We start from the raw sequence: 23,901 nt of genomic DNA on the forward strand, positions 1-23,901 counted from the left end.
TCACATAACCCGAGACGGAAATCATGGGCTTCAAATGCGGCATCGTGGGTCTGCCGAACGTCGGCAAATCCACCCTCTTCAACGCGCTGACGCAGACGGCGGCAGCCGAGGCCGCCAACTATCCCTTCTGCACCATCGAGCCCAACGTGGGCGAGGTCGGCGTGCCGGACGAGCGGCTCGACAAGCTGGCCGCCGTTGCCGGTTCTGGGCAGATCATTCCCACCCGCCTCACCTTCGTCGACATCGCCGGCCTCGTGCGCGGGGCCTCCAAGGGTGAAGGTCTCGGCAACAAGTTCCTCTCGCACATCCGCGAGGTCGATGCCGTCGCCTACGTCCTGCGCTGCTTCGAGGACGACGACATCACCCACGTCGAGAACCGCATCGACCCGCTCGCCGACGCCGAGGTCGTGGAAACCGAGCTTATGCTCGCCGACATGGAGAGCCTTGAGAAGCGCATTGCCGCCGCCGAGAAGAAGGCCAAGGGCGGCGACAAGGACTCCAAGGCGCTGGTTGCCGTCATGGAAAAGGCCCTTGCGCCACTGCGCGAAGGCAAGCCCGCGCGCACCGCCGACATCACGCCTGAAGAGCGCCCGATCTTCCTCGGCCTTCAGCTTCTCACTTCCAAGCCTGTCGTCTACGTGTGCAACGTAGAGGAAGCCTCTGCCGCAAACGGCAACGCCTACTCCAAGAAGGTCGAAGAGAAAGCCAAGGCCGAAGGCGCCGTCACCGTCGTCATCTCCGCCAAGATCGAAGCCGAGTTCGCGAGCCTCCCGGCCGCCGACCGCAGCGAGTTCCTTGCCGAGATGGGCCTCGAGGAACCGGGCCTCAACCGCCTCATCCGTGCCGGCTACAAGCTGCTCGACCTGGTGACCTACTTCACCGTCGGTCCCAAGGAGGCACGCGCCTGGACCATCACGCGCGGCACCAAAGCCCCGCAGGCCGCCGGCGTCATCCACACCGACTTCGAGAAGGGCTTCATCCGCGCCGAAACGATCGCCTACGACGATTACGTCGGACTGGGCGGCGAGGTCGGCGCCAAGGATGCCGGCAAAATGCGCCTCGAAGGCAAGGAGTACGTCGTCAAGGACGGCGACGTCATGCACTTCCGCTTCGCCAACTAACCCACTGAGCGATGCCGGGACAGTTCCCAGCCATCGAGCCCGATGTCTCCGGCATGCTCGATGTCGGAGACCGGCATCAAATTTAACGGCCGGTATGACGTAAGCGGACATCAAGCGACCGCGTGAAGACTGCACAGGCAATGGCAAGCCAGCCACCAGCGTGTGCTCGACAGTGCGCAGGGCACGGTGGCGGCAGCCAATTCATGCCTCTGGTCATCCAATTACTGAGCGAGTTTGCAGATCTGTAAGTTTGGCAAACCCGAACGCTAAGGCTTGTGGATAATTTGTGCCACGCCCATCTGTGCCCCACACTGAGAGGCTGTCCCCATTGGCAGCGACCTGATCCGCGCCCATATGCCTGCAATCGCCATCCAACATGGAGGTTCCGGCATGCAGGCGATGGAAATCCAGGAACACGCGCGCAAACTGCGAGAGGCGAGAGGCGAATTGGCTCTGGCTCACGCCGCGCAAAAGGCCCGCGATCTAGAGCACCAAGGGAACACAATCGAAGCGCAGAACTGGCGGCGTATTGAAGCGGCGCTGCGCCAGATGCAAGGCCCACGCGTTAGCTAGGGATAGGGGGGTAGCGGCCTCGTCGCTACTCCCATAGGGACGGGACAAGAAACAACATGAGCAATATTGCCAAAGCACTCGTTTCCGTAATGTGCCTCGCAGCGTTGAGCGCGACGGCTTCTGCCGACACGACGCTGAACGCCGCCACCTCAAAGCCCGATCAATCGCCCGCGGTCACCACCGGCAGCATTGACGTCGAGCCATCGTTCGAAAAGCGAATTGAGGAATGCATGGCCATCTGGGACAGAAAAACCCACATGACCAAAGCGCAGTGGAAGCGCTCCTGCCGAACGACGCTGCAAAGCCTCGACGACTGATTTGCGCTGATCAAGTATCCTGCGCGCGCTGCCCATAGCTTTTGAAGCGTTCCAGCACGCGCGCCATTTCCTCTTCCGGCAGGATATGCGCCTCGCCGATCGACAGCACATTCACGTATTGCTGCGCCAGCACTTCCACCTCGTGCGCAAGCTCCAGCGCCTGGGCGAGATCCTTGCCGATCGCGATCTGCCCGTGGTTCGCCATCAGGCATGCATTGCGGTGCGCGAGCCCCTCGGCCACATGCTGCGCTAATTCCTCCGTGCCGAACGTGTCGTACGGCACCATCGGAATATCGCTGCCGCCCGCAACGGCAACCATGTAGTGAAACGCCGGGATCGGCTTGTGCGCGCACGCTAGCACTGTGGCGTACAGCGAATGCGTATGCACCACCGCATTCATGTCCGCGCGCGCCCGATAGGCCGCCAGATGAAAGCGCCACTCGCTCGACGGCTTGCGCAGCGACCGCCCCTGCAACGTCCCCTTGCCGGTGACGAATACGATATCGCGCGGCTTCAGCGTCTCGTATTGCATCCCGGTCGGCGTAATCAGCATGCCGCCCTTCCAGCGGCACGAGACGTTCCCCGATCGCCCCGGCGACAGCCCTGACCGGCTCATCGCCAGCGCCGTATCGATCACCGCGCGGCGCGCGCGCTTCTCGGCATCGTCCAACTTCGTTTGCTTATCCGCCTTCGTCACGGCACATCGCCCGCAGCCCAATCGTCTCGGGCACACCCTGCCACAGGTTCTTTGGCAGAAATATAAAAGGTTGTAGCAGCGCTAGCCGCCCGCCCGTTCCGGATAGAGCGAAAGCAGCCCCTCACGCGTCGCCGGGCAGACGCCCCGCTCGGTAATGAACCCCGTCACGAGCCGCGCCGGCGTCACGTCGAACGCCGGATTGCCGGCGGGCGACCCGGGCGCTGCGATCTCTATCGTAACGACCGTCCCGTCCGGCAGGCGGCCAGGCATCTTCAGCACCTCATCGCCCGAGCGCTCCTCAATCGGAATCGACATGCCCTCATCGAGCGTCCAGTCGATCGTCGAGTGCGGCAGCGCCACGTAGAACGGAACGCCATTGTCCTTCGCCGCCAGTGCCTTCAGATACGTGCCGATCTTGTTGGCGACATCCCCATTGGCCGCCACCCGGTCCGTGCCGACGATGACGAGGTCGACCTTGCCGTGCTGCATCAGATGCCCGCCCGCGTTGTCGACCACGATTGTGTGCGGAACACCATGACTGCCGAGCTCATACGCGGTGAGGGAAGCGCCCTGATTGCGCGGACGCGTCTCGTCCACCCACACATGCAGCGGCACGCCCGCATCGTGCGCCTGATAGATCGGCGACGTCGCAGTGCCCCAGTCGACGCAGGCGAGCCAGCCCGCGTTGCAATGGGTCAGCACCTCGACGGGCGTGCCGCCCTTCTTCGCGGCGATGTCATCAATCAGCGCCTTGCCGTGAACGCCGATCAGCCTGCACGTCTCCACGTCGTCGTCGCAGATCTGCGCGGCACGGGCATACGCGGCCGCAACACGGTCCGCGCGCGGCAGGTTCAGCACTGCCCGGCGCATTTCATCCAGCGCCCAGCGCAGGTTGATCGCCGTCGGACGCTGCTTGGCGAGGTAGGCGCATGCGCGATCGATGGCTTCATCCGAAGCGTCCTCACGTATCGCCATCGCCAGGCCATACGCAGCCGTAGCGCCGATCAGAGGTGCGCCACGCACCTGCATCGTCAAGATCGCGCGCGCTGCATCCTCCATCGACTTCAACGGCACCACGACAAATTCGTGCGGCAGCCGCGTCTGATCAATGACCTCCACCGACCAGCCATCTCCGGTCAGCCATATCGTCCGGTACGCTTCGCCGTTGATCTTCATCGCTCAATCGCCACCAGACATGATCGGAGACATGGGAATGTGAATGGTATGGCCGAGCCCGCACGACGGGCATGAAATCACATACCATTCGGCATAAGGGCGCGTGGAGCGATCCTCGATGACAAGGCCGTCCGCTTCGCAGACCGGGCACGCCACAGGCTCCCGCGGCGACAGCCGCCAATCTGCCACGCGCGCCAACGCCTCACGAACTAGATCTGGAGGAAGAGGCTTTCCGCTCACGCCTATTAGTGCCCTTCGAACGCCATCAGCGCATGCGTGCGCACACCATGGCTACGCAACAGGTCGAGACCGCCCAGATCCGGCAGATCGACGAGAAACGCAGCACCCGCCACCAGTCCGCCCGTGCGGCTGATCAACTTCGCGGCAGCTTCCGCCGTGCCGCCGGTCGCGATCAGATCGTCGACGATCAGGATGCGCTCACCCGGCTTGATGGCATCGGCGTGAATCTCGATGATGTCGACGCCATATTCCAGCGTGTACTGCTGCCCGATCGTCTTCCACGGCAGCTTGCCCTTCTTGCGAATGGGAATGAAGCCGCACGACAGCCGATCGGCAACCGCGCCCCCCAGGATGAACCCGCGCGCCTCGATCCCCGCCACCGCGTCGATCTTATCGTCGAGATAGGGCGCTGCCATCGCTTCCACCGAGGCCTTGAACCCTTCGGCGTTGCCCATCAGCGTCGTTACGTCCCGGAACAGAATCCCAGGCTTCGGGTAATCCGGAATCGTACGTACAAGGTGCCGCAAGTCGATCAAGTGAAGCCCTCCCGCCAAATTGCGGGCGCAAAATAGCAATATCGATCTCAAGACGGTAGGCGTTTTACCGCCGCCCGATCACTGCATTGCTTAGACGCCTTTCTCGCGCCAGCACGTGAGAATTGCGTGACACATGTTGGAGGCATTTCCCGTGGCCAGCGTTGATTTCCCCCTCACGGCAGATGAGGGACTGGACGATCTCCCCCGAACTCTGAGGCGCGAACGAGAGGCGCGCGAGCGCGCAGCCCGGCAAAAAGAAGCCAAAGCGCGCGCCGCCACCCTCACCCACGACTTCGGCGGGGCCGACATTCAGGAACACGCGTACCCCACCGAAGCCCCGGCCGGAACGGCCGTCACGCGCTTCGAGGTACCTTTCACCCACCTCATGGCCTTCTCGATCAAGGCCGTGCTCGCCGCTATTCCCGCCCTGATGCTTCTCGGCGCTATTCTCTGGGTCGCCGGCGCCCTGCTCAAGGCCTACTTCCCCGAGTTGGTGCACATGGAAATCCTCATCAACTTCCCAAAGCCGGCCTGAGGCTACGGCGCGGCGAACATGCGCATCTCTTCGTTCGCAGCCATCATTGCCGCCGCGGGCGTTGTCGTGCTCGCGGCGAGCGAGGGCTCCATTGCCCGCGACGCGACCGACGCCTCACCGCACGCGGCCGAAACGAAGACGGACAACCCGCTCGACGTGCGCGTCCCCATACCGTCCGCCTCGCGCGATGTGCAGGACAACGGCTGCCGGGTCCGCCCCACGCCATCCGAAACCTTCAATGACACCGACGCTGACCTGCATCACGTCGCCTTCGAAGACCTCATCTCCGAGGCAATCGGCGGCGTGACGGTGCGCGCCGCGATAGATCCTCCCGCAGCATTCGTCGCTTCGCTCGACGCCCTCGAGCCCGAAATGCGCACGCTGGTGATGCTCGATGTGCTTCGCGACAGCCTCGGGCGCGACGGTCTGCACACGTTTTTCTTTATGCGCATGGGCTCTTTCGCGCCGAACATTCGCGATGCATTGAAACAAGCGGGGTTGCAGCACCACTACGACCTGTTCTCGCAAGCCATGGCCCTTTTTGGCCCTGACTACCCGCTCGCGGAGAGCGCGCGCGCCAAGCGCTACGCCTATTCATCCCTCGACACGCCGATGAACGAATTCGACAAGAAGATGCTGCAGATCTCCGTTGAATTCGGCTCGCGCGATCAGTTCGGCAAGACCATCGCCGCCTATGTCGAGCGCACGCCCACTCTCTTCTCACGCATTGAGGCCGAACGCGCCCACCTCGGCGAGATCGCACGCCTGCGCTACCTCAACCGCGCACTCCTGCAGCGCGCCGCAGCCTGGATCGACGACGAGCGCCAGCTCGCGCGCAACCTCGCGAACCTCCCCAAAGAGCAGCGCACCCTGCTGGCCATGCACGTATTCAACGCCGAGTTCGGAAACGGCGGTGTGCATCAGTTCTTCCTAAACTCGAGTGGCGCCTTCGCCCCTGAGGTCTATGACGCCTTCATCGAACTCGGCCTTGATCGCCAGGCGGCCATATTCAAGCGCGGCCTCGACCTGTTCGGCTCCCGCTATGAGCGAGATACCCAGCGGCGTCAGGCACGCTTCTTCGACCGGCCCGAATGGAACGATTGGGATAAGCAGCTCGAAGCCCTCACCGATGCCTTCTATGGGCTCGACGGTGGCATGACTGTCGTTCAGTTGAACAACGGCGCAGCCGTCGAAGGCGGACCGGGCATCTGGCCGGCCATGGCGGTCTACGCGCGCAATAAGGGGCTTCTGCCGTGCTGACACTCCAGTCAGTGCGCCGCCATGTGCCCGAGGTAAGCGATCACCGCATCGAGGTCGCTGTCGGATAGCGCCTTCTCAGTGAACCCAGGCATCTGCTGCTGCGGCCACGTGCGCACCGATTTCGGATTGCGGATCAGCGCGCGCAACCCTTGCGGGGTCAGATACTGCGTCGGGTTCATCGGCGCGCCGAGATCGGGACCGATGTCTGCTGCGCCGCCGCCCTTCATGCGATGGCAAGGCATGCATTGCGTCACGAACACCGCCTGCCCACGCCTCGCCGGCGCATCCGCAGCCAATCCATCATCCACCGCGATCTGCGGCCACCGCTGCGCCGGCGATTGCATGCCGGAAATCGCAACTGTCTGGTACGGCCATAGCTCAGTGCCGACCTTGCTGCGCTCTGGGTTCTGCCACACCACGTAGAATGGACCAGCTGAGGCGTCCTTCCCCGGCAGCGGCGGCCATGGCTCGCCCGGCGGCTCGATCGCAACCCACGCGACGCTGCCGCCCTGCGCCGCTCCGGCAACGAGCTGCATCGGGATCTGCGAGACAAAGCCGTCCGCCGCCCGAACCTCCAGCGTTTCGAAACGCTCTGCAGCTTCCTTCCCGATCAACGCCACCAGCGGCACCGCCCGATAACGCATCGCCTTGTGATACGATACGTCATCCGCGATTTCGATCGTCGCGGCATCGGGACGCTTCAGCAACTCCTCGGCCGTAAGGCTGCGCGTGTCATCGCCGAACGTCACCGACAGCGCTTCGCCCGCGCATGCCGGAAAAGCTGCAAGCAGCGCCACCGCCAAGAAGAGCAATGCCTTGAGCATCAGCCACCTGAAGTTTGATCCGGCCACGCCGGCACTGTAGCGTTAGGGCATACCGGCAAGCAAAGGAGCTTTCGCATGTCCGGCAATCGCGACACCCCCGAAGCGCAACTCTGCGCCCTCGACGGGGCGTTGGACGTCCTCTTCACCTTGCGCGAGGAGTTTGCCCAGTGGCTCGAGGAGGCCCAGAGCGAAGAACGCCGCGAGGAACTGGAAAACGTCTATCGCCACATCGACACGATGGAGCGCGAATATCAGCGCCGCCGCGAAGAGGCGATGAAGACGCTCGCAGCCAAAGGATAGCTACGCGCACACGCCAAGCTCTGTCACCGCCGCAGTCAGCGCATCCATCACGCCGGGCTCGGTAATGGCATGGCCCGCCTTGTCGACGATCTGCAGCCGGCAGTTGCCCCAAGCTTCCGCGAGATCATACGCCGTCTTGGGCGGACACAGCAGGTCATAGCGCCCCTGCACGATCACGCCCGGTATCCCGCGCAGCTTGTGCGCCTCGCGCAGCAACTGATCGTCTTCGAGGAAGAAATTGCTACGAATGTAGTGCCCCTCGATGATCGGAGTTGGCGGCAGTCGCCCGCCAGTTCCCTCTCCAACCGCGACATGCGCATCGGCGGGTGAAAGCTCCGAAAGCACCCGCTCGTATGAGGCCCAAGCGCGTGCGGCTGGAAAATGCACTGCGGGATCGGGATCGGCGAGCCGACGCAGATAGGCAGCCAGCGGGTCGGACCGATCATCCTCCGGCAACGCAGCGACGAACGCGTCATAAAGTTCAGGCCGAAATAGCTTCGGGCCTTCGATAAAGGCCCATTCGACTTCGCGCCGCGTCCCAAGAAAAATCGCGCGCAGCGCCAGACCTCTCACGCGCTCCGGATGCGCCTCCGCATAAGCGACCGCCAGCGTCGAGCCCCACGAGCCGCCAACCACGAGCCAGCGATCGATGCCGAAATGCTCCCGGATCGCCTCGATATCGGCAACCTGCTTTTGCGTCGTGTTCTCGTTGAGCGACAGATGCGGATGGCTTCGCCCCGCCCCGCGCTGATCGAACAGAAACGCGTGAAAGCGCGCCGGGTCGAACAGCCTGCGATGGATGTGCTGCGAGCCGCTCCCCGGCCCTCCATGCAGGAAAATCGCCGGAACACCGCCGCGCCGGCCCACCTCCTCGACATACAGCCAATGCCCGTCACCGACGCAAAGCATGCGTGCATCGAACGGGCGCAAGGGGTCAGAGCTTGGTGCGCTATCAGGCATGGCGCGTGTGTGCCGCTCCCCGCCCCGCCGCGCAAGCCCCAATCATCATCTCTTGATCCAAGGGCGCAGCGAATGGGTTAAGCTTCGCTGTGGCGATCCTTACTGGACGCCACTTGTCGGCCCACGACGAGAACAAACCCCGCGGAGCCGGAAATCACATGCAGATCGCGATCCTGGGCGCCGGTGGTGTCGGCGGCTATCTCGGAGCCCGTCTGATCGAGGGAGGCGCCGACGTCGCCTTTATCGTTCGCGAGCTGCGCGCCGCCCAACTCCGCTCAGACGGCCTCGTCTTGCAGAGCGTCCTCGGCGATTTCTGCGCGCCCGTTCAGACCTTGCTCGCGGGAGCCTCCACCCAGCTTCGGCCCGACGCCATCATTCTCGCATGTAAGGAGCCGGCACTTGACGCAGCATTGGATGCAGTCGCGCCGTTGCTCGGCCCTCAGACCCGGTTGTTGCCTGTCCTCAATGGCATCCGGCACCTCGACACGATTGCGGCGCGATTTCCGCAGACGCCCCTTGTCGGCGGTATCGTCCACGGCGCAACCGATCTGCGCCCGGACGGCGTCATCGCGCACCTTTCCCCATTCATGACCGTCATCGTCGGCCCGGTCGACAAGGCAGCGGACCCGGTCGCAACTGAGCTGGTCGAACGCCTGAAGACAGCGGGCACCGAGGCTTACGCCACCCACGAGATCCGCCAGGACATGTGGAACAAGTTCGTGTTCCTGGCAGCCTTCGCCGGCATCACCTCGCTCATGCGCGCAAGCATCGGCACCATTGTAGCGGCCGGCGCCCGCGATTTAATCCTGCAGTTGCTGGAAGAGACCCGCTCGGTTGCCGCGGCCGAGGGTTTCACCCCACCCGCGCAACTGATGGACGAATACCGGTCGCTGCTGACTGAGGAACACTCTCCGCTCACGTCGTCGATGCTGCGCGACATCCAAGCCGGACGCCACACCGAGGGCGCCCACATTCTTGGTGACATGCTGTCCCGGGCGCGGCGCCACGGCCTGTCGACACCGATGCTTCATGTCGCCGCCGCACACGTCGAAGCATACGAACGAAACTTGGACTCGCATCCCAACACTGTTGCATCATCGGCCAAAGAACAGCCACCGCAATGAGAGGGGAAGCTCAGATGTCCGCTGAGATCGAAGCAAGCGGCCGCTGCCTTTGCGGCGCTGTCACCATTGCCATCAAGGGCACGCCGGTGCGCATGGCCCAGTGCCACTGCCGCGATTGCCAGCGCAGCTCGGGCACCGGACACGTCTCCAACGCAATCTTCAATGCATCGGATGTCGCCATCACCGGCGAGCTGAACCAGTTCACGGTGACGACCGACAGCGGCAACGACTACACGCGTTTCTTTTGCCCGCAGTGTGGTGGACGCATCTACGGCGCGCACACTGGCCGCCCGGGCATGGTTATCGTCCACGTCGGCATGCTGGACGACAGCGAGTGGTTCACGCCGCAAATGGTGCTCTATACGCGCAGCCGTCCGCACTGGGACATCACCACGCCCGACGTCCCGAACTTCGAGACATCGCCGCCCGTGCCCCGGGCACCGGGCACGTAGGTCGAGCTAGGCCTTCAGAACCCGGCCGGCGACGGCATCGAGCTTCGCCATCAGAGCCGCATCGCGCGCCTCGGGCGAAGTAATGATCGCCACGTCGAGGCAGCTGTCCGAGCCGATCGGGCACCGCTGGTGCTCGCGCGGGAAAATCTCCGCGAGCTTGTGCACGAGGCGCTGCGCTTTCTCGGTGTTGTCCTTCATCACCGCGATCACCGCCGCAACATCGACATGCGCCACTTCCTCGTGCCAGCAGTCGTAGTCCGTCACCATCGCGACCGTCGCGTAGCAAATCTCAGCTTCACGCGCGAGCTTCGCCTCCGGCATGTTGGTCATACCGATCACGTCGCAACCCCAGCTGCGATAGAGGAACGATTCCGCCCGCGTCGAGAACTGCGGGCCTTCCATCACGAGGTAGGTCCCGCCCTTCGTGAAGTCGATATTCTCCGCCTTCGCCGCCTGCTCGACCGTATCCACCAGCAGCGGGCTCACCGGGTGCGCCATCGATACGTGCGCAACGCAGCCCTCGCCGAAAAAGCTCTTCTCGCGCGCAAACGTGCGGTCGATGAACTGATCGACCAGCACGAAATGGCCCGGCGCGTACTGGTCCTTCAACGATCCGCACGCTGAGATCGACACGAGGTCGGTCACACCCGCCCGCTTCAGCGCATCGATATTGGCGCGAAAGTTGATATGCGTCGGCGAGATGCGATGGCCGCGGCCATGGCGCGGCAGAAAGCGGAACGGCAGGCCGTCGATTTCCGCGAATAGAATCTCGTCCGAGGGCTCGCCCCACGGACTGGAGACCTTCTCCCAATGCGGGTTTTGGATGCCGGGCAGGTTGTAGAAGCCGCTCCCGCCGATGATTCCAAGGACGGATTTGACCACGGCTTCCCCCAATCGTTCAGGCCCGGCACCTTGGGCCCCTCAATGCTGGCCGCTTAGTGCTCCACGCGCGACCAGATCTTCTTCTTAACCAGGAACAGCAGCACCGTGGTGATTAGAAGATATAGCATCACCTGCCAGCCGAGCCGCTTACGCCCGTCGAGCGTCGGATCGGACGCCCATGCGAGGAAGGCCGTCACGTCGCGCGCATTCTGATCGAGCGAGCCTTTGACGCCCGATTCAGGCTGATAGTCGACGAAGGCATCCTTCGACAACGGCGGCGGCATCGCCAGCTGATGACCCGGGAAGGCCACGTTATAGTTCATGCCATCCTGCATGTGCATATCGGCCGGCGGCTCGTGATACCCGGTCAGAAGGGCGTAGAGATAGTCCGCGCCGCCCTCCTGGTAGCCGATGGCGATATCGCGCAGCATCAGGAGCCACTGGTTGTACCAGGCCGACGGCTGCTCGGCGCTGCGCGCCTTGACGATCAGCGACAGGTCCGGCGGCAGCGCGCCATTCTGCGCCGCGCGCGCCTGCACGTCATTCTTGTAGGGCCCGATGATCGGGTCCGGCAGTCCGGGCAGGCGATCGATCGGGTTACCCTGATCGTCCAGCTCGCCCGAGATCTGATACGGCCAGGCCTTCGCCAGCGCCTTCACCGATTCTTCGGGGAACTGCGGGCCGCCCGGCTGCACGAGATTGCGGAACTTCACGCGCTTCAGGCTGTGACAGGCCGAGCAGACCTGCTGGAACACCTGGAAGCCGCGCTGCAGTTGCGCCTGATCGTACTGACCGGTGAAGCCGCCGAACGTCCAGTCCTGGCGCTCGATAGCGGCGCCGTGACCAGATTCGGCCTGCGCGGCCCCGCCGAGGAGCGGCAGAGCACCCACGAGGGCCAGTGCCGCGATGCGCCATCTTGGCTGCACGAGTTTCATGAGAGCCCCCCGTCAGCTCTTGGCCGGCGCAAGCTTCGCGCCTTTATTTTTTGCGAGCACCGCCTCGGTTATCGACCCTGGAACCTTAAGCGGCGTCTCGAACCAGCCGACGAGCGGCATCACGATCAGGAAGTGCGCGAAGTAGTAGAACGTGAACACCCGCGCCCAGAACACATATTCAGCTTCAGCAGGCTTCGAGCCGAGCCAGCCCAGCGCCAGGCAGGTGAAGGCGAACAGCCAGAAGAACCAGCGATAGACCGGGCGGTACTTGGTCGAGCGCACACGGCTGGTGTCGAGCCAGGGCACGAACAGCAGCACAGCGATCGCCGAGAACATCGCGATAACGCCGCCGAGCTTCGAAGGAATGGCGCGCAGGATCGCGTAGAACGGCAGGAAGTACCACTCCGGCACGATGTGCGGAGGCGTCACCATCGGGTTGGCCGGCGTATAGTTGTCGGCGTGTCCCAGATAGTCCGGCAGGAAGAATGCGAACCAGCAGAACAGCAAGAGGAAGGCGAACAGGCCCGCCGCATCCTTCGACGTCGCATACGGCGTGAACGGCACGGCGTCCGAGGACGTCTTGATATCGAGACCCGTCGGGCTGTTCTGCCCGACGACGTGCAGCGCCCACAGGTGCAGACCGACGACGGCGGCAAGCACGAACGGCAGAAGATAATGCAGCGCGTAGAAGCGGTTGAGCGTCACGCCCGAAACCGAAAAACCGCCCCACAGCCATTCGACGATGGTCGTTCCGAGCCCCTTCCAGATGCTGTCCAGCGACGAGAAGAGGTTGGTGATGACGGTCACGCCCCAAAGGCTCATCTGGCCCCAAGGCAGCGAGTAGCCCATGAAGGCGGTCGCCATCATAACGAGGAAGATCAGCACGCCCAGGATCCACAGCACCTCACGCGGCGCCTTGTAGGAGCCGTAATAGAGGCCGCGGAAGATGTGCACATAAGCGGCAAGGAAGAACATCGAGGCGCCGACCGCGTGCAGGTTGCGCAGCAGCCAGCCGAAGTTCACGTCGCGGCGGATGGCTTCGATCGAGTCGAACGCGGCTTCCGCGCTCGGCTGATAGTGCATCGCCAGCACCACGCCGGTGACGATCTGCGCCACCAGCATGAACGTCAGGATGCCGCCGAACGTCCACCAGTAGTTGAGGTTGCGCGGAGTGGGGAAATCCACCGCCTGCGCGTGGAGCATTCGGAATATAGGCAGGCGAGCATCCAGCCATTTTCCGACTGCTGTCGTCGGCTCGTAAGTCGATTCGTGAGGTAGCCCAGACATGGAGTTCCGCCCGCCCGTCAGCCGATTTTGATTTTGGTGTCGGATACGAAATTATAGACCGGCACTTCGAGATTTCGCGGAGCCGGACCCTTCCGGATGCGACCCGCCGTATCGTAGTGCGAGCCGTGGCAAGGGCAGAACCAGCCGCCGAAGTCACCACGCGAATCGCCCAGCGTCTGTCCCTTCGGGATGCAACCGAGATGCGTGCAGATACCGACCATGATCAGCCAGTTCTCGTGGCCATCCTTGGTGCGGTTGGGGTCCGTCGCCGGCGTGTCCTCAGGCAGCGCATCGTTGCGCGCCAGCGGATCGACAAGCTGATCCATCGGAACCGCAACCGCCGCCTTGATCTCTTCAGGCGTGCGGTGACGAATGAAGACCGGCTTGCCGCGCCACAGCACGGTGATCGCCTGACCTTCTTTCACCGGTGACAGCTCGACCTCGATCGAGGCCAAGGCCTGCGCGCCTGCGTCAGGGTTCATCTGTTGAATGAAGGGCCACAGTGTCATCGCGCCGCCCACGGCTACGAATGCCCCTGCCGCCAGGACCAGGAAATCCCTCCGGTCCGGTTCTTCGGCGTCAACTGCCACGGGTGCCTCCGCTTAGATCGCTGGCTCGGTCGAGCCGCGTTTTGACTTTTATTATCCGTCGGCTTGTGCCGGCAGGGAGTGACGTCCGGCTCAGGTGGGCTGTAGACCATCGAGCCCGGGCGCTGCAGCGCGATAGGGCTACAGAACCAGGCGCTTTGCCATGCGGTTTATTGACATCGTTCTAAAAGCTGCTCAACCCCGGACGCGTAGAAACCCGTAGGCAATTTGGCGCATAGCCGTCCAAACACTGATTAACATCACTCAGCAGCGTCTTGCGCCAGGAACCCTCCCGACTGGCGCGCCCACAGCTCGGCGTAAAGGCCGCCACGCCGCATGAGGTCGGCATGTGAGCCCTGCTCGATAATGCGTCCGCCATCCATGATCACCAGACGATCCATCGCTGCGATCGTCGAAAGGCGATGCGCAATCGCGATAACCGTCTTGCCTTTCATGAGGTTGGTGAGTTGCTCCTGGATCGCCGCTTCCACTTCGGAGTCGAGCGCGCTGGTCGCCTCATCGAGAACCAAGATCGGCGCATCCTTCAAAAGCACGCGCGCGATCGCAACGCGCTGGCGCTGCCCGCCGGACAGTTTCACGCCTCGCTCGCCCACGTGCGCGTCATAGCCTTTGCGGCCCTTGAGGTCCTCGAGCCCGACGATGAAGTCATGAGCGGCGGCTTTTTGCGCCGCGATCACCGCATCGCCATCCACAGCGTCGGGGCGACCGTAAAGGATGTTCTCCATCACCGACCGATGCAGCAGCGAGGTATCCTGTGTGACCATGCCGATCTGCGCGCGCAGACTGTCCTGAGTGACGTGCGAGATATCCTGATCATCGATCAGAACGCGCCCACCATCGAGGTCGTAGAACCGCAGCAGCAGATTGACCAGCGTCGACTTGCCCGCGCCTGACCGGCCGACCAGCCCCACCTTCTCACCCGGTGCCACGCGCAGCGACAGATCACTGATCACGCTGCCGCGCTCGGAACCCGCCTCGCGGTTGTAGTTGAAGTTCACATGATCGAAGACGATCTCGCCCTTCGTCACCTTGAGCGGCTTTGCATCGGGTGCATCGACGACGCTCCGTCCGCGCGCGATCGTCTCCAGCCCGTCATGAACGACACCGATGTTTTCGAACAGGCCGGCCGTCTCCCACATGATCCAGTGCGACATGCCCTGCAGGCGCAGCACAAGGCCCACCGACAGCGCGATTGCGCCGGTGGAAACGGCATCGATCGACCACAGCCACAGCGACGTCCCCGCCACCGAGAACAGCAGCGCCGCGTTGAGGCAGTTGAGCGCCACCGTCAGCAGGGTCACCAGGCGCAACTGCTGCTGCGTGATGTCGAGGAAGCTCTGCATGCTATCCTGCGCATAGCTGTCCTCGCGCTCCGCATGCGCAAACATCTTCACTGTTGCGATGTTCGTGTAGCTGTCGACCACGCGCCCCGTCATCACCGAGCGGGCATCGGACTGCACATGCGAGATCTTGCCGAGGCGCGGAATGAAGTAGCGCATCGCCACTAGATAGCCGCCGAGCCACAGCACCAGCGGCGCCGACAAACGCATGTCGGTTGCCGCGAACAGCAGCACCGCACCGGTAAAATAGATCGACACGTAAAGGAGCACCTCGGTGATCTTCATGACCACCTCGCGCACCGACATAGCCGTCTGCATAACTTTCGTGGCCACGCGTCCGGCGAAGTCATTATTGAAGAAGTCCATCGACTGCCGCAGCACGTAGCGGTGCGCCTGCCAGCGCGTGCGCATGGTGAAGCTGGCCAGCAGCCCCTGATGGATAATGGCTTCGTAGAAGAACTTCAGGCTCGGCAGCACCAGCAGCACGACGCCCGCCATTGCCAGCAGGAACAGCCCGTGCGTCGACCAGAACGTGGCGCGATCCGCCTTCTGCAGCCAGTCGACGAGACTGCCCAGGAAGCCGAACAGCGACACCTCTATCAGCGCAATCGTCGCCGACAGCACGGCCGAAACTGCGATCAGCGGCCAGAACGGGCGCGTGTAATGCGCGATGAACCCCCAGAACGAGGCAGGCGGCATCGCCGGCTGAACAGCCGGGAAGGCTTCAACATGCGTTTCGAGCCGGCGGAATAGGCTGGCGATCATGATTGGCTCCAGGCCGCATGGGCCGACGATGATGCGCACGGAGGCTCGCACGAGCCCCGCAAAGCGCAAAATGTTCGGTATCTCTGGTCTTGGAGCGGGTTCCCGAGGTGCGCCCCTAGACAGCGTTGCACCGGATATATAGGGGGAATTGCGCCAACAAAAGGGATCAAGGGGTAAGGAATGGCCGATCTTGCGGCATCTGACAGCGCCGGCGACTTGAACGACCGCAAGGAAAAGGCCAGAGCCTGGTTCGAGGAGCTGCGCGATGGCATCTGCGCCGCCTTCGAGAAAATCGAGGACGACCTTCCCGACGGCACTGCCTTTTCAGATCGCGACCCCGGCCGCTTCGTGCGCACGCCCTGGCAGCGCTCCGATCACACCGGCGCGCCCGGCGGCGGCGGCACCATGAGCTTGATGCACGGCCGCGTGTTCGAGAAGGTCGGCGTTCATACGTCCACCGTCTTCGGCGAGTTCGCCCCCGAATTCCGCAAGCAGATCCCCGGCGCCGAAGAGCACCCGCAGTTCTGGGCTTCGGGCATTTCCCTCATTGCCCATCCGCAGAACCCGAACGTCCCCGCCGTGCACATGAACACGCGCATGGTCGTCACCGCGAAATGGTGGTTCGGCGGCGGCGCCGATCTGACACCCGTCCTCGATCGCCGTCGCACCGAAAGCGACGCCGACACGCTCGCCTTCCACGCCGCCATGTATGGCGCCTGCGCGGGCCACCCCATCGCCGACTACCAACGTTATCGCGCGTGGTGCGATGAATATTTCTACTTGCCGCATCGCAAGGAAATGCGCGGCGTCGGCGGCATCTTCTACGACTACCTGACGCCAACGCCGGAGGAAGGCGGCTGGGATGCGGCATTCGCCTTCACCCAGGATGTCGGCCGCGCCTTCCAGCGCGTTTACCCGATGCTGGTGCGCGGCAACTACCGAATGCCCTGGACCGAGGCCGACCGCGAAGAGCAGCTCGTGCGCCGCGGCCGCTACGTGGAGTTCAACCTGCTCTACGACCGCGGCACCGTGTTCGGCCTGAAGACGGGTGGCAACGTCGACTCCATCCTGTCGTCGATGCCCCCCATCGTGAAGTGGCCCTGAGCGAGACCGCCCCTCCCCATCCTTCATGGGGAGCGGGCTTTGGGTGAGGCGAGACGCGCGCGTCATCGCGCGAGCAGCCGCCCCCGTCGTCGCAAGCTTATACGCTCAATTTTTTTAGAAGCGGCGCACGAACCCGAAGTCGAACACATCGATCGCAGGCGACAGCGTGTCGTTGCCAGCGGGCAGCGTCGAGAACGTCACGTCGTCGAAGTCGATCCGGCGATAGCCGCCGTGCAGCGTGATGTCGTTGTTCCAGACAAACTCGAGGCCGCCACCGTAGGTCCAGCCGCTCAGCGTCTTGCTGTCCGAGGCTCCGGTCGCTACGTCCGTCACTTCCATGCCGCCATAGGCATAACCTGCTGTGGCGTAAGGCAGGAAACGTCCCAGGGAGACGCCGAGACGGCCGCGGATCGTCCCGTAATAGTTGAGGTCGGACTTGAAACCGTACCCGCCACCATCGGCCCACGAATAGAACGCGTCCGTGATGCCACCGATGAGGATGCCCCCCACCTGATAGTCGTAACCAGCCTTGACGCCGATCGCGAACCCGGAGGGATCGCTCAGCAAGCCGCCTCCAGATCCGCCGAGCTTCAGCTCTTCGCTGAAGGAAAAATCGGGAGACAGAATGAAGCCGGTACGATCGATCGGCGCCAGCTCGGCATCCGTCGCGTAGCTAAAGTTCGGGATGCGGAACCATTCCTGGGCATCCGCCCGAGGTGCAGCACCACTGATCGCCGCCGCTGCACAAATGCAAAAGCACACGAAACGATCACGCCCACCCACAATGCCAAGCATGCCGGTCCCCCTGAAGATTGCCGTTAATCTAACGCAGCCCCCAGCGCGCTGTCCGATGCAAATCTGCACCGCATCGGGAAAAACCACAGCCAACTTGCAGATGGAACGGGTTCCGCTCAGCGCCAGGGCAGCTTCTCAGGCTCCTGAAGGCCGGTCCGCCGGACTCCCGAGACCTCCTCGAACGCCTCGGCAAACTCCACGGCACCGGGCTTGCGGGTGCCATTGTCCATGCGCCGCGTGAACTCGGCGAGCAGCTCGGCCGACGTCTTCCCGATCACCATCTTGTTCACGTAGTAGGCGCGCCGCGAGAAGAAATTGGGCGTCGGCACCGTGAGACCCGTCGGCTGCATCATCTCGAGCCCCGTTCCCGGACCGGACAAGTTCATCAGCTCCAGCTCTTCACCCGATAGGTTGGTAACGCCCTTGCGCTTGGCGAAGTCCTTCAGGCCACGCAGCTTCAGCGACTGCAGCCATGGCCCGATGTCGCCATCGAGATTGACGGCGTGCATCCCGTAACCCTTCGACGTCTTTGCGAATGCCACGTGCCGGTACCAGTTGTTCGGCACCGATTTGGCTGTCTTCAGCATCGCCCTCAGCGAAGCGATCTTGCGATCGAGCTCGTCTGCACGCGCCCTGTCGCGGGCGGACGCACGCATCTGCTCCAGCCGCTTCAAGAACGTGTTGCCATGCTTGACCAGCTCACCGATCGTGTTCGCGTGCAGCAGCTGCGCATAGCCCAGCGCCGACGAGATCGGCTTGCCTTTCTTCGTGATCGGATTAATGCCCGCCTGCATATCGGCGGTGCCATTGCCGCCGGTCTCCAGAGCATAGACGCGCACCACCTGCTTCGGCGTCAGCCCCAGCGAGAGCGCCTCCACTGCATACCGGCGCTTGAATTCCTTCTCGCTGATCCGCGCCGGCACGAAGCCGTAATGCGCTTTTGCTGCAGCGAGAAAATCGGCAAGGCCGGGCATCGGTGTCGGCGGCTTGCTCGGTGTCTTACTCTCCTGACTGGCAAGAAACCGCGACCACTTCTTGTCGAGCTCTCCGCTCAACTGCGGACCTTTGTAGGTCGGCGGAAAAGTCCATACGTAGTCGTCGGCGTCGAAGAATTTCGTCGATCCGCGCTTCGCCGTCCGCCCCTTACGCTTGGTCTCTATCTGCTGCCAGTAAGCATCCAGCAAACGCTCATGCTGGTTTTTCGCCGTGCGCCAGGCGATGAATTCGTTCTGCTGCGCCGCAGGAAGCGTCGCCAGAAAATCTTGCACGCTCGCCGCTCTCGCTGCGCCAGTGCACACCATCGCGCTTGCCGCCAATAAGGCGAGCAGCGGAAACAATCGGTGGCAAAGTCGCATCGGCAATGACCTCCTTTCGCGTAAAATCGCCGCGATAGGTTGACGTGACAGTTGGACGTTATCGTGATTTGCGAAGCATTAGCGAGCCCAACCTGCCCCTTAGCTATTAAGCCACGAATACAGGGCTTGGATTTCGTGAAACTGAATGCGATATGCAGTGCGTGAGCACACTCAAGGATCAAGCCCCCTTCACGGCCGCAGAACTCCAGCGACGAGCCCGCGCTGTGTTGCCCCGGTCCATTCCACTATTCGACCCTAACGCCCCTGATACCCCAAGCGATTTCGACTTGAGCCCCGAGCTCGTCCCGGAGGTCGCTCGCGCTCCGTTGGCACCCGCCGCCGTCCTCATACCCGTGATCGCCCGCCCGACGCTGACCGTGCTTCTTACTCAGCGCACCGAAAGTCTGAGGCGTCACGCCGGCCAGATCGCCTTCCCCGGCGGCCGCATGGAACCCACCGACGCGGACCCCGTGGCCACAGCACTGCGCGAGGCCCGTGAGGAGATCGGCCTTGAGCCCTCCTTCGTGGAGCCGTTGGGCTACCTCGATGTCTACCGCACGGGAACCGGTTTCCGCATCTTCCCCGTCGTCAGCCTGGTGCGCGAGGGCTTCACCTTGCAGCTTGACGAGCGCGAGGTTGCTGATGCCTTCGAAGTCCCGCTTGCATTCTTGATGGATGAGGCAAACCATCGGACGGAGGCGCGCGTCTGGCGCGGTCAGGAGCGCCGGTTTTATGCCATGCCTTTCGAGCAGCGGTACATTTGGGGTGCAACCGCCGGCATGTTGCGAAACATGTACAGGAGGCTCTTTTCAGAATGATCCGCATCGTCGCCGAAAACATTCTTCTCTTCCTGCTGCCGACGATCGTCTATGTGGCTTACATCTACCTGACACGCGATGAGAAACCTCAGGCGTCGCGCGTTCTCGACGATGCTCCGCTGATCTGGCTGTTCGTGGCCGGCGCCGCCATCGTCATCATCACCCTGGTAAGCTTTGGCACGATAACCGGGGGCAAGCCGGGCCAGGTTTATACTCCGCCCGTTTTCAAGGACGGCCGCATCGAGCCAGGCCATATCGACTGATTGCGCGGGAACGCCCGATGATGCGCTCTGACGACAGCGCCGGACTGCCCAATCTAGCCGGCACCGAATGGCTGCAGCGCCCCCAGACTCGGGCCGTGTTCGATGCGCTGCGCGCCGATGGCGCAGGCGTTCGAGCCGTTGGCGGTGCGGTGCGCAATGCTCTGCTCGGCACCCCCGTCAAAGACATCGACATCGCGACGACCGCGCCGCCCGAAGAGGTCGTCCAATTGGCCAAGCGCGCGGGCCTTCACGCGATCCCCACCGGCTTCGAGCACGGCACCGTGACCGTCGTCGTCGACAAGCATCCCTTCGAGGTCACGACGCTGCGCCGTGACATCGAAACCTTCGGCCGGCATGCACGCGTCACGTTCACCACCGATTGGCGCGAGGACGCCATGCGCCGCGACTTCACGATGAACGCGCTCTACTGCGATCTCGACGGTGTCGTGCACGATCCTCTCGGCGGATATCCCGATCTCATCGCCAAGCGCGTGCGTTTCATCGGCGACGCACACGAGCGCATCCGCGAGGACTATCTGCGCATTCTGCGCTTCTTTCGCTTCCTCGCCCAATACGGCGATCCCACTGCGCCCGATCCCGACGGGCTTGCCGCCGCGCGCGCCGAGAAAAGCGGATTGGCACAGCTTTCCGGCGAGCGCATCCGCAACGAGCTTCTTCTGCTGCTGTCGGCGCCCCGCGCGCTTTGCGCACTCGCTACGATGCAGGAAGCGGGCTTGATCGAACCGTTGCTCGGTACGCCGGGCAATGTGCAGCTCGCAAAGCGCCTTGAAAGCATCGAGGCAGCGCTCGGCCGCGCGCCCGATCCGATCCTCCGCCTTGCCGCGCTGGCAGACGCACCCACGCCGCTGCTGAAGGATAGACTGCGGTTATCGCTGGTCGAAGCCGGCCGCCTCGCCGACGCCGCACGACGCGATGCCTCGTTCGATCCGCGCACCGATGAAGCCGCCGCGAAGGCCTTCATCTATCGGCATGGACCGGATGCATTCGTCGATGGCGCTCTTATCGATTGGGCGCGCTCCGATGATCCGTCGGATGATCGAGTCCGCGCCGAACGCATCGCCCTGCCGCAGCGCTGGACACCGCCGAAACTTCCGGTGCGCGGTGCCGACGTCCTCGCCCTCGACGTCCCCGCCGGACCCAAGGTCGGCCGCATCGTCTCTGAATTCGAGATCTGGTGGATCGCCGCCGGCTACCCGGATGACCCGAAGCGACTGCATGAAAGGCTGGAGCAGTTGGTGCGCGACGAGAAATCTCCCCGCCGCGCCACCGATGACTGAAACTGCTTAGGGCGAGAACAGCCCCGAAATCGCATCAGCCAGAGACTCTGGTCCTTGCGACTGCTTCTTCTTCCGCCGCGTATACTGCTGCTGCGGCTGGCTGTCGGAGCCACTGTCCGCAGACGCCACGGCATCATCCGCATACGAGGGCTGCTCGAAGCGGATCGACTTTCCGGTCAGAGCCGCCGCGGTCCGGCTGTCGAGACCGTAGAAGTCACCATAGGTCTGCAGCTTGCCGTTATCGTCGACACGCGCCGTCATGTAGGTGATGTGGACGGGAATGTGCTTGCTGAGAGCAACCTCGCCGCCACTGGCGAACATCGACTGCACCTTGCTCGCCGACCAGCCCTTGTCCTCGGCCAGCAGCACCTCGGCCAGACGGCGCGGCTCGTGCACGCGCATGCAGCCATGGCTCAGCGCGCGGAACGACTTGCCGAACAGGTTACGCTCGGGCGTGTCATGCATGTAGACGTCGTGCGAGTTCGGGAACAAGAACTTCACTTCGCCAAGCACGTTCTTCGGCCCCGGCGGCTGCTGGAAGCTGAAGCGGCGAATGTCGACGCTCGACCAGTTGATCGAATTGGGATCGATCTGACGGCCATTGGCATAGGCGCGCAAGTCGTAGGCATCGAGCACGGCCTGGGCCGAATACCCGCCGCCGAAAATCCCGAAGAAACCTGCCCCGCCCGAACTCTTGCGCAACAGCGGTGCGAGTTCCTTCATCTTGATACCGTCCGGCACGCCCCAGCTCGGACGGAACACGACGGTCTTCATGTCCGCAGAAAAGACCGGCGTCGGCCATGATGGCTGACCGACGATGATCTCGTCGGTATGGATCACCTCACCGTTCTTCACGATGCGGGTCAGGAACTCCGGAACGTTGTCCCAGACGTGGAACTCGCCGAGATCTGGCGGCAGCCAGCGCCAGCGTTCCATGTTGATGAGGATGCGCTCGATCTTGGAATCGTTCGACTGAGCCACCGGACGCGGCCCACCGTTCAGCACCTGTCGCGTGCCGTTACCGACGAGACCGTCCGGCGTCAGGTTCTTGTCACGCTGGAAGTCGCGCACGGCCTGCACCAGCGCATCGTCGTAGACGTTCTCGTTAGCCGGATCCTGAGCTTGCACTTTCAGACGCTGGCGCAACAGAGCGACCTGCGGATCATTCATGCCGGGCCGCAGCAAACGACCTGCCGGCAGCTGCACGGCCAGCGCGGGATCTTCCTGCTGGACCTCTTCTTTTTCTTCGCCGCCGCGCAGCTTGAGCAGCATCTGGCGCAACGCCTGGAACTGCGGATGCTTCGGATGCAGCGATGTCAGGTATGCGCCCGGTTCCGGAGCAGCAGCGATCTCGCTCAGCACCGTCTTAGGCGGCACCAGCGTCGGCTGCTGATCCATCAGCTGCGAGATGCTCGCGGGATTGATGCGTCCGCCACGCGCGTAACGCGCGTACTTCAGCACAGCCACGGCTACCTGCAATTCGGTGTCGGCCGCGGCTTCAGCCGTCAAAGCCTGAACAGCGGGCGAGGGCACATCGAACGCCGAGGCTGGCAGGCCCCAGTTGTCTGCGCGGCCGATCTCGGCGACGACCGCCTTGCCCTTCTCGGTAAGACCGCTTGTCGACGCCCAGAGCGGCGTGCCAGTCACCTCACCATAATAGCTGGCGAGAGCCGCAGCCTCTTCCTGATTGACCTTCTTGCCGAGCTCCGAAACCTTCGCGCGGATGCTGGCCACCACCGGATCGGCCGGCGGCAGAACTTGCGCGGGAGCACTCTCGGGCGCGGTTCCCGATGCAGTATCGGGCAGTGCGGCGGTGGACTTTGGCGGCTCGGCGGCAGAATTTGCCGGCGTCGTCGCAGCTTCATTAGTGGCAGCCGGAGCCGTTGGCGCGGGCGCGGCGGCAGTGGCCGAACCAGGCTGCGGCTCAGGGACAGCGGCGGGAGGCGTGGCGGTCGCTTGCGCGCCAGCAGCCGGCGGCGTCGCCGCCGCGGACGATTGCGGCGCCTGGGCGGGCTGTTCTGTGGAGTTCGCGGCGGCCGGAGCCGCTGGCGCGGCGGCCGCTGCCGTGGGCTGCGCGGGCTGATTTGCAGCCGCGGCAGTGTTGGCCCCCACGGCGGGTGCCGTCGTAGGCTGACTTTCCACCGCAGCAGGCGTGGATGGTGTTGCTGGAGCCGGTGTTTCGGCGCGGGAAGCAACCGATCCCGAAACGCACAGAGCCGCAATCGCCGGCAAAAGCACGGCGCGCGTCGAAACAGCCTTCTTGATAGTCATCCCTCGGTCTCCAATCGCGCCTTGAGGCTAGGTGGAGAAAATGGCCGTGGCTGGGCCGGATCCGA

Annotated in this window: 25 protein-coding genes; 12 read left to right on the top strand and 13 right to left on the bottom strand. The window is 63.5% G+C overall.

The genetic code is table 11. The features are described 5' to 3' along the window. Positions 1-23 precede the first annotated feature (23 nt). The 3 genes from ychF (at position 24) to NDB2M4_RS07345 (ending at position 2,011) form a co-directional block, all read left to right on the top strand. On the top strand, positions 24-1,121 hold the full coding sequence (gene ychF / locus NDB2M4_RS07335; protein WP_072372515.1) for a redox-regulated ATPase YchF: 1,098 nt from the start codon (positions 24-26) through the stop codon (positions 1,119-1,121). A 390-nt stretch (positions 1,122-1,511) separates the two neighbouring features. Beyond that, positions 1,512-1,694, top strand: a complete 183-nt coding sequence (locus NDB2M4_RS07340) for a hypothetical protein (RefSeq protein ID WP_072372518.1) — start codon at positions 1,512-1,514, stop codon at positions 1,692-1,694. A 56-nt stretch (positions 1,695-1,750) separates the two neighbouring features. Continuing rightward, positions 1,751-2,011, top strand: coding sequence for a hypothetical protein (locus NDB2M4_RS07345; RefSeq protein WP_139247136.1), 261 nt, complete (start codon positions 1,751-1,753; stop codon positions 2,009-2,011). A gap of 10 nt (positions 2,012-2,021) precedes the next feature. On the opposite strand, the gene NDB2M4_RS07350 is transcribed toward NDB2M4_RS07345, so the two are convergent. The 3 genes from NDB2M4_RS07350 to NDB2M4_RS07365 all read right to left on the bottom strand — a co-directional run bounded on the left by NDB2M4_RS07350 (position 2,022) and on the right by NDB2M4_RS07365 (position 4,660). Then, a complete protein-coding gene (locus tag NDB2M4_RS07350; protein WP_072372524.1) occupies positions 2,022-2,708 on the bottom strand; it encodes an L-fuculose-phosphate aldolase in 687 nt (228 codons plus the stop codon). A gap of 81 nt (positions 2,709-2,789) precedes the next feature. Continuing rightward, positions 2,790-3,884, bottom strand: a complete 1,095-nt coding sequence (mtnA, locus tag NDB2M4_RS07355) for an S-methyl-5-thioribose-1-phosphate isomerase (protein ID WP_072372527.1) — start codon at positions 3,882-3,884, stop codon at positions 2,790-2,792. Positions 3,885-4,129: 245 nt separating this feature from the next. Further along, positions 4,130-4,660, bottom strand: a complete 531-nt coding sequence (locus NDB2M4_RS07365) for an adenine phosphoribosyltransferase (protein ID WP_072372532.1) — start codon at positions 4,658-4,660, stop codon at positions 4,130-4,132. Positions 4,661-4,811: 151 nt separating this feature from the next. On the opposite strand from NDB2M4_RS07365, the gene NDB2M4_RS07370 reads away from it, so the two are divergent. Together NDB2M4_RS07370 and NDB2M4_RS07375 are read left to right on the top strand one after the other, a co-directional pair. Further along, positions 4,812-5,195 (top strand): hypothetical protein, encoded by a 384-nt coding sequence (locus NDB2M4_RS07370; RefSeq protein ID WP_244536083.1) that lies wholly within the window; start codon positions 4,812-4,814, stop codon positions 5,193-5,195. Between the two features lie 18 nt (positions 5,196-5,213). Further along, positions 5,214-6,455 carry a DMP19 family protein gene (locus NDB2M4_RS07375; RefSeq protein WP_072372537.1) on the top strand — a complete coding sequence of 414 codons (1,242 nt, stop codon included), beginning with the start codon at positions 5,214-5,216 and terminating at the stop codon, positions 6,453-6,455. A gap of 8 nt (positions 6,456-6,463) precedes the next feature. Here NDB2M4_RS07375 and NDB2M4_RS07380 read toward each other — a convergent pair whose 3' ends face one another. After that, positions 6,464-7,279 carry a c-type cytochrome gene (locus NDB2M4_RS07380; RefSeq protein ID WP_072372540.1) on the bottom strand — a complete coding sequence of 272 codons (816 nt, stop codon included), beginning with the start codon at positions 7,277-7,279 and terminating at the stop codon, positions 6,464-6,466. Positions 7,280-7,354: 75 nt separating this feature from the next. Between NDB2M4_RS07380 and NDB2M4_RS07385 the strand changes: the two genes are divergently transcribed. Continuing rightward, a complete protein-coding gene (locus NDB2M4_RS07385; RefSeq protein ID WP_072372543.1) occupies positions 7,355-7,579 on the top strand; it encodes a hypothetical protein in 225 nt (74 codons plus the stop codon). On the opposite strand, the gene pip is transcribed toward NDB2M4_RS07385, so the two are convergent. Beyond that, a complete protein-coding gene (gene pip / locus NDB2M4_RS07390; RefSeq protein ID WP_072372546.1) occupies positions 7,580-8,539 on the bottom strand; it encodes a prolyl aminopeptidase in 960 nt (319 codons plus the stop codon). A 158-nt stretch (positions 8,540-8,697) separates the two neighbouring features. On the opposite strand from pip, the gene NDB2M4_RS07395 reads away from it, so the two are divergent. Together NDB2M4_RS07395 and NDB2M4_RS07400 are read left to right on the top strand one after the other, a co-directional pair. Next, positions 8,698-9,663, top strand: coding sequence for a ketopantoate reductase family protein (locus NDB2M4_RS07395; RefSeq protein WP_072372549.1), 966 nt, complete (start codon positions 8,698-8,700; stop codon positions 9,661-9,663). A gap of 14 nt (positions 9,664-9,677) precedes the next feature. Next, positions 9,678-10,115, top strand: coding sequence for a GFA family protein (locus NDB2M4_RS07400; protein ID WP_072372552.1), 438 nt, complete (start codon positions 9,678-9,680; stop codon positions 10,113-10,115). 6 nt (positions 10,116-10,121) lie between these two features. On the opposite strand, the gene NDB2M4_RS07405 is transcribed toward NDB2M4_RS07400, so the two are convergent. From NDB2M4_RS07405 to NDB2M4_RS07425, 5 genes are all read right to left on the bottom strand, one after another. Beyond that, entirely contained in the window at positions 10,122-10,997 is an 876-nt protein-coding gene (locus NDB2M4_RS07405) for an S-methyl-5'-thioadenosine phosphorylase (RefSeq protein WP_072373359.1), read from the bottom strand. A gap of 53 nt (positions 10,998-11,050) precedes the next feature. After that, positions 11,051-11,932, bottom strand: a complete 882-nt coding sequence (locus NDB2M4_RS07410; protein ID WP_072372555.1) for a cytochrome c1 — start codon at positions 11,930-11,932, stop codon at positions 11,051-11,053. 12 nt (positions 11,933-11,944) lie between these two features. Further along, a complete protein-coding gene (locus NDB2M4_RS07415) occupies positions 11,945-13,219 on the bottom strand; it encodes a cytochrome b (protein WP_072372558.1) in 1,275 nt (424 codons plus the stop codon). Between the two features lie 17 nt (positions 13,220-13,236). Continuing rightward, positions 13,237-13,809, bottom strand: a complete 573-nt coding sequence (gene petA, locus NDB2M4_RS07420) for a ubiquinol-cytochrome c reductase iron-sulfur subunit (RefSeq protein WP_072372561.1) — start codon at positions 13,807-13,809, stop codon at positions 13,237-13,239. 257 nt (positions 13,810-14,066) lie between these two features. After that, positions 14,067-15,932 (bottom strand): ABC transporter ATP-binding protein, encoded by a 1,866-nt coding sequence (locus NDB2M4_RS07425; RefSeq protein ID WP_072373362.1) that lies wholly within the window; start codon positions 15,930-15,932, stop codon positions 14,067-14,069. 180 nt (positions 15,933-16,112) lie between these two features. Between NDB2M4_RS07425 and hemF the strand changes: the two genes are divergently transcribed. Then, positions 16,113-17,036, top strand: coding sequence for an oxygen-dependent coproporphyrinogen oxidase (hemF, locus tag NDB2M4_RS07430; protein ID WP_072372564.1), 924 nt, complete (start codon positions 16,113-16,115; stop codon positions 17,034-17,036). 114 nt (positions 17,037-17,150) lie between these two features. Here hemF and NDB2M4_RS07435 read toward each other — a convergent pair whose 3' ends face one another. Together NDB2M4_RS07435 and NDB2M4_RS07440 are read right to left on the bottom strand one after the other, a co-directional pair. After that, positions 17,151-17,831: an outer membrane protein gene (locus NDB2M4_RS07435; protein WP_072372567.1), complete on the bottom strand. Its 681-nt coding sequence runs from the start codon at positions 17,829-17,831 to the stop codon at positions 17,151-17,153. A 116-nt stretch (positions 17,832-17,947) separates the two neighbouring features. Further along, positions 17,948-19,099: a hypothetical protein gene (locus NDB2M4_RS07440; RefSeq protein WP_139247139.1), complete on the bottom strand. Its 1,152-nt coding sequence runs from the start codon at positions 19,097-19,099 to the stop codon at positions 17,948-17,950. Between the two features lie 239 nt (positions 19,100-19,338). Between NDB2M4_RS07440 and NDB2M4_RS07445 the strand changes: the two genes are divergently transcribed. From NDB2M4_RS07445 to NDB2M4_RS07455, 3 genes are read left to right on the top strand one after another with little or no spacing between them, the layout of a single operon-like run. Continuing rightward, positions 19,339-20,004 carry a CoA pyrophosphatase gene (locus tag NDB2M4_RS07445; RefSeq protein WP_072372574.1) on the top strand — a complete coding sequence of 222 codons (666 nt, stop codon included), beginning with the start codon at positions 19,339-19,341 and terminating at the stop codon, positions 20,002-20,004. Then, the gene (locus tag NDB2M4_RS07450; RefSeq protein ID WP_072372577.1) at positions 20,001-20,267 is read left to right on the top strand and encodes a DUF6111 family protein; all 267 of its coding nucleotides are present in this window, start codon (positions 20,001-20,003) and stop codon (positions 20,265-20,267) included. Before NDB2M4_RS07445 ends, NDB2M4_RS07450 begins: the two co-directional genes overlap by 4 nt. Before the next feature lie 17 nt (positions 20,268-20,284). Continuing rightward, entirely contained in the window at positions 20,285-21,565 is a 1,281-nt protein-coding gene (locus tag NDB2M4_RS07455) for a CCA tRNA nucleotidyltransferase (protein ID WP_244536084.1), read from the top strand. A gap of 6 nt (positions 21,566-21,571) precedes the next feature. On the opposite strand, the gene NDB2M4_RS07460 is transcribed toward NDB2M4_RS07455, so the two are convergent. After that, positions 21,572-23,836 (bottom strand): L,D-transpeptidase family protein, encoded by a 2,265-nt coding sequence (locus NDB2M4_RS07460; protein ID WP_083556000.1) that lies wholly within the window; start codon positions 23,834-23,836, stop codon positions 21,572-21,574. Between the last annotated feature and the right edge of the window lie 65 nt (positions 23,837-23,901).

Origin of the sequence: Hyphomicrobium sp. NDB2Meth4, from assembly GCF_900117445.1 — a bacterium.
Lineage (GTDB): Bacteria > Pseudomonadota > Alphaproteobacteria > Rhizobiales > Hyphomicrobiaceae > Hyphomicrobium_A.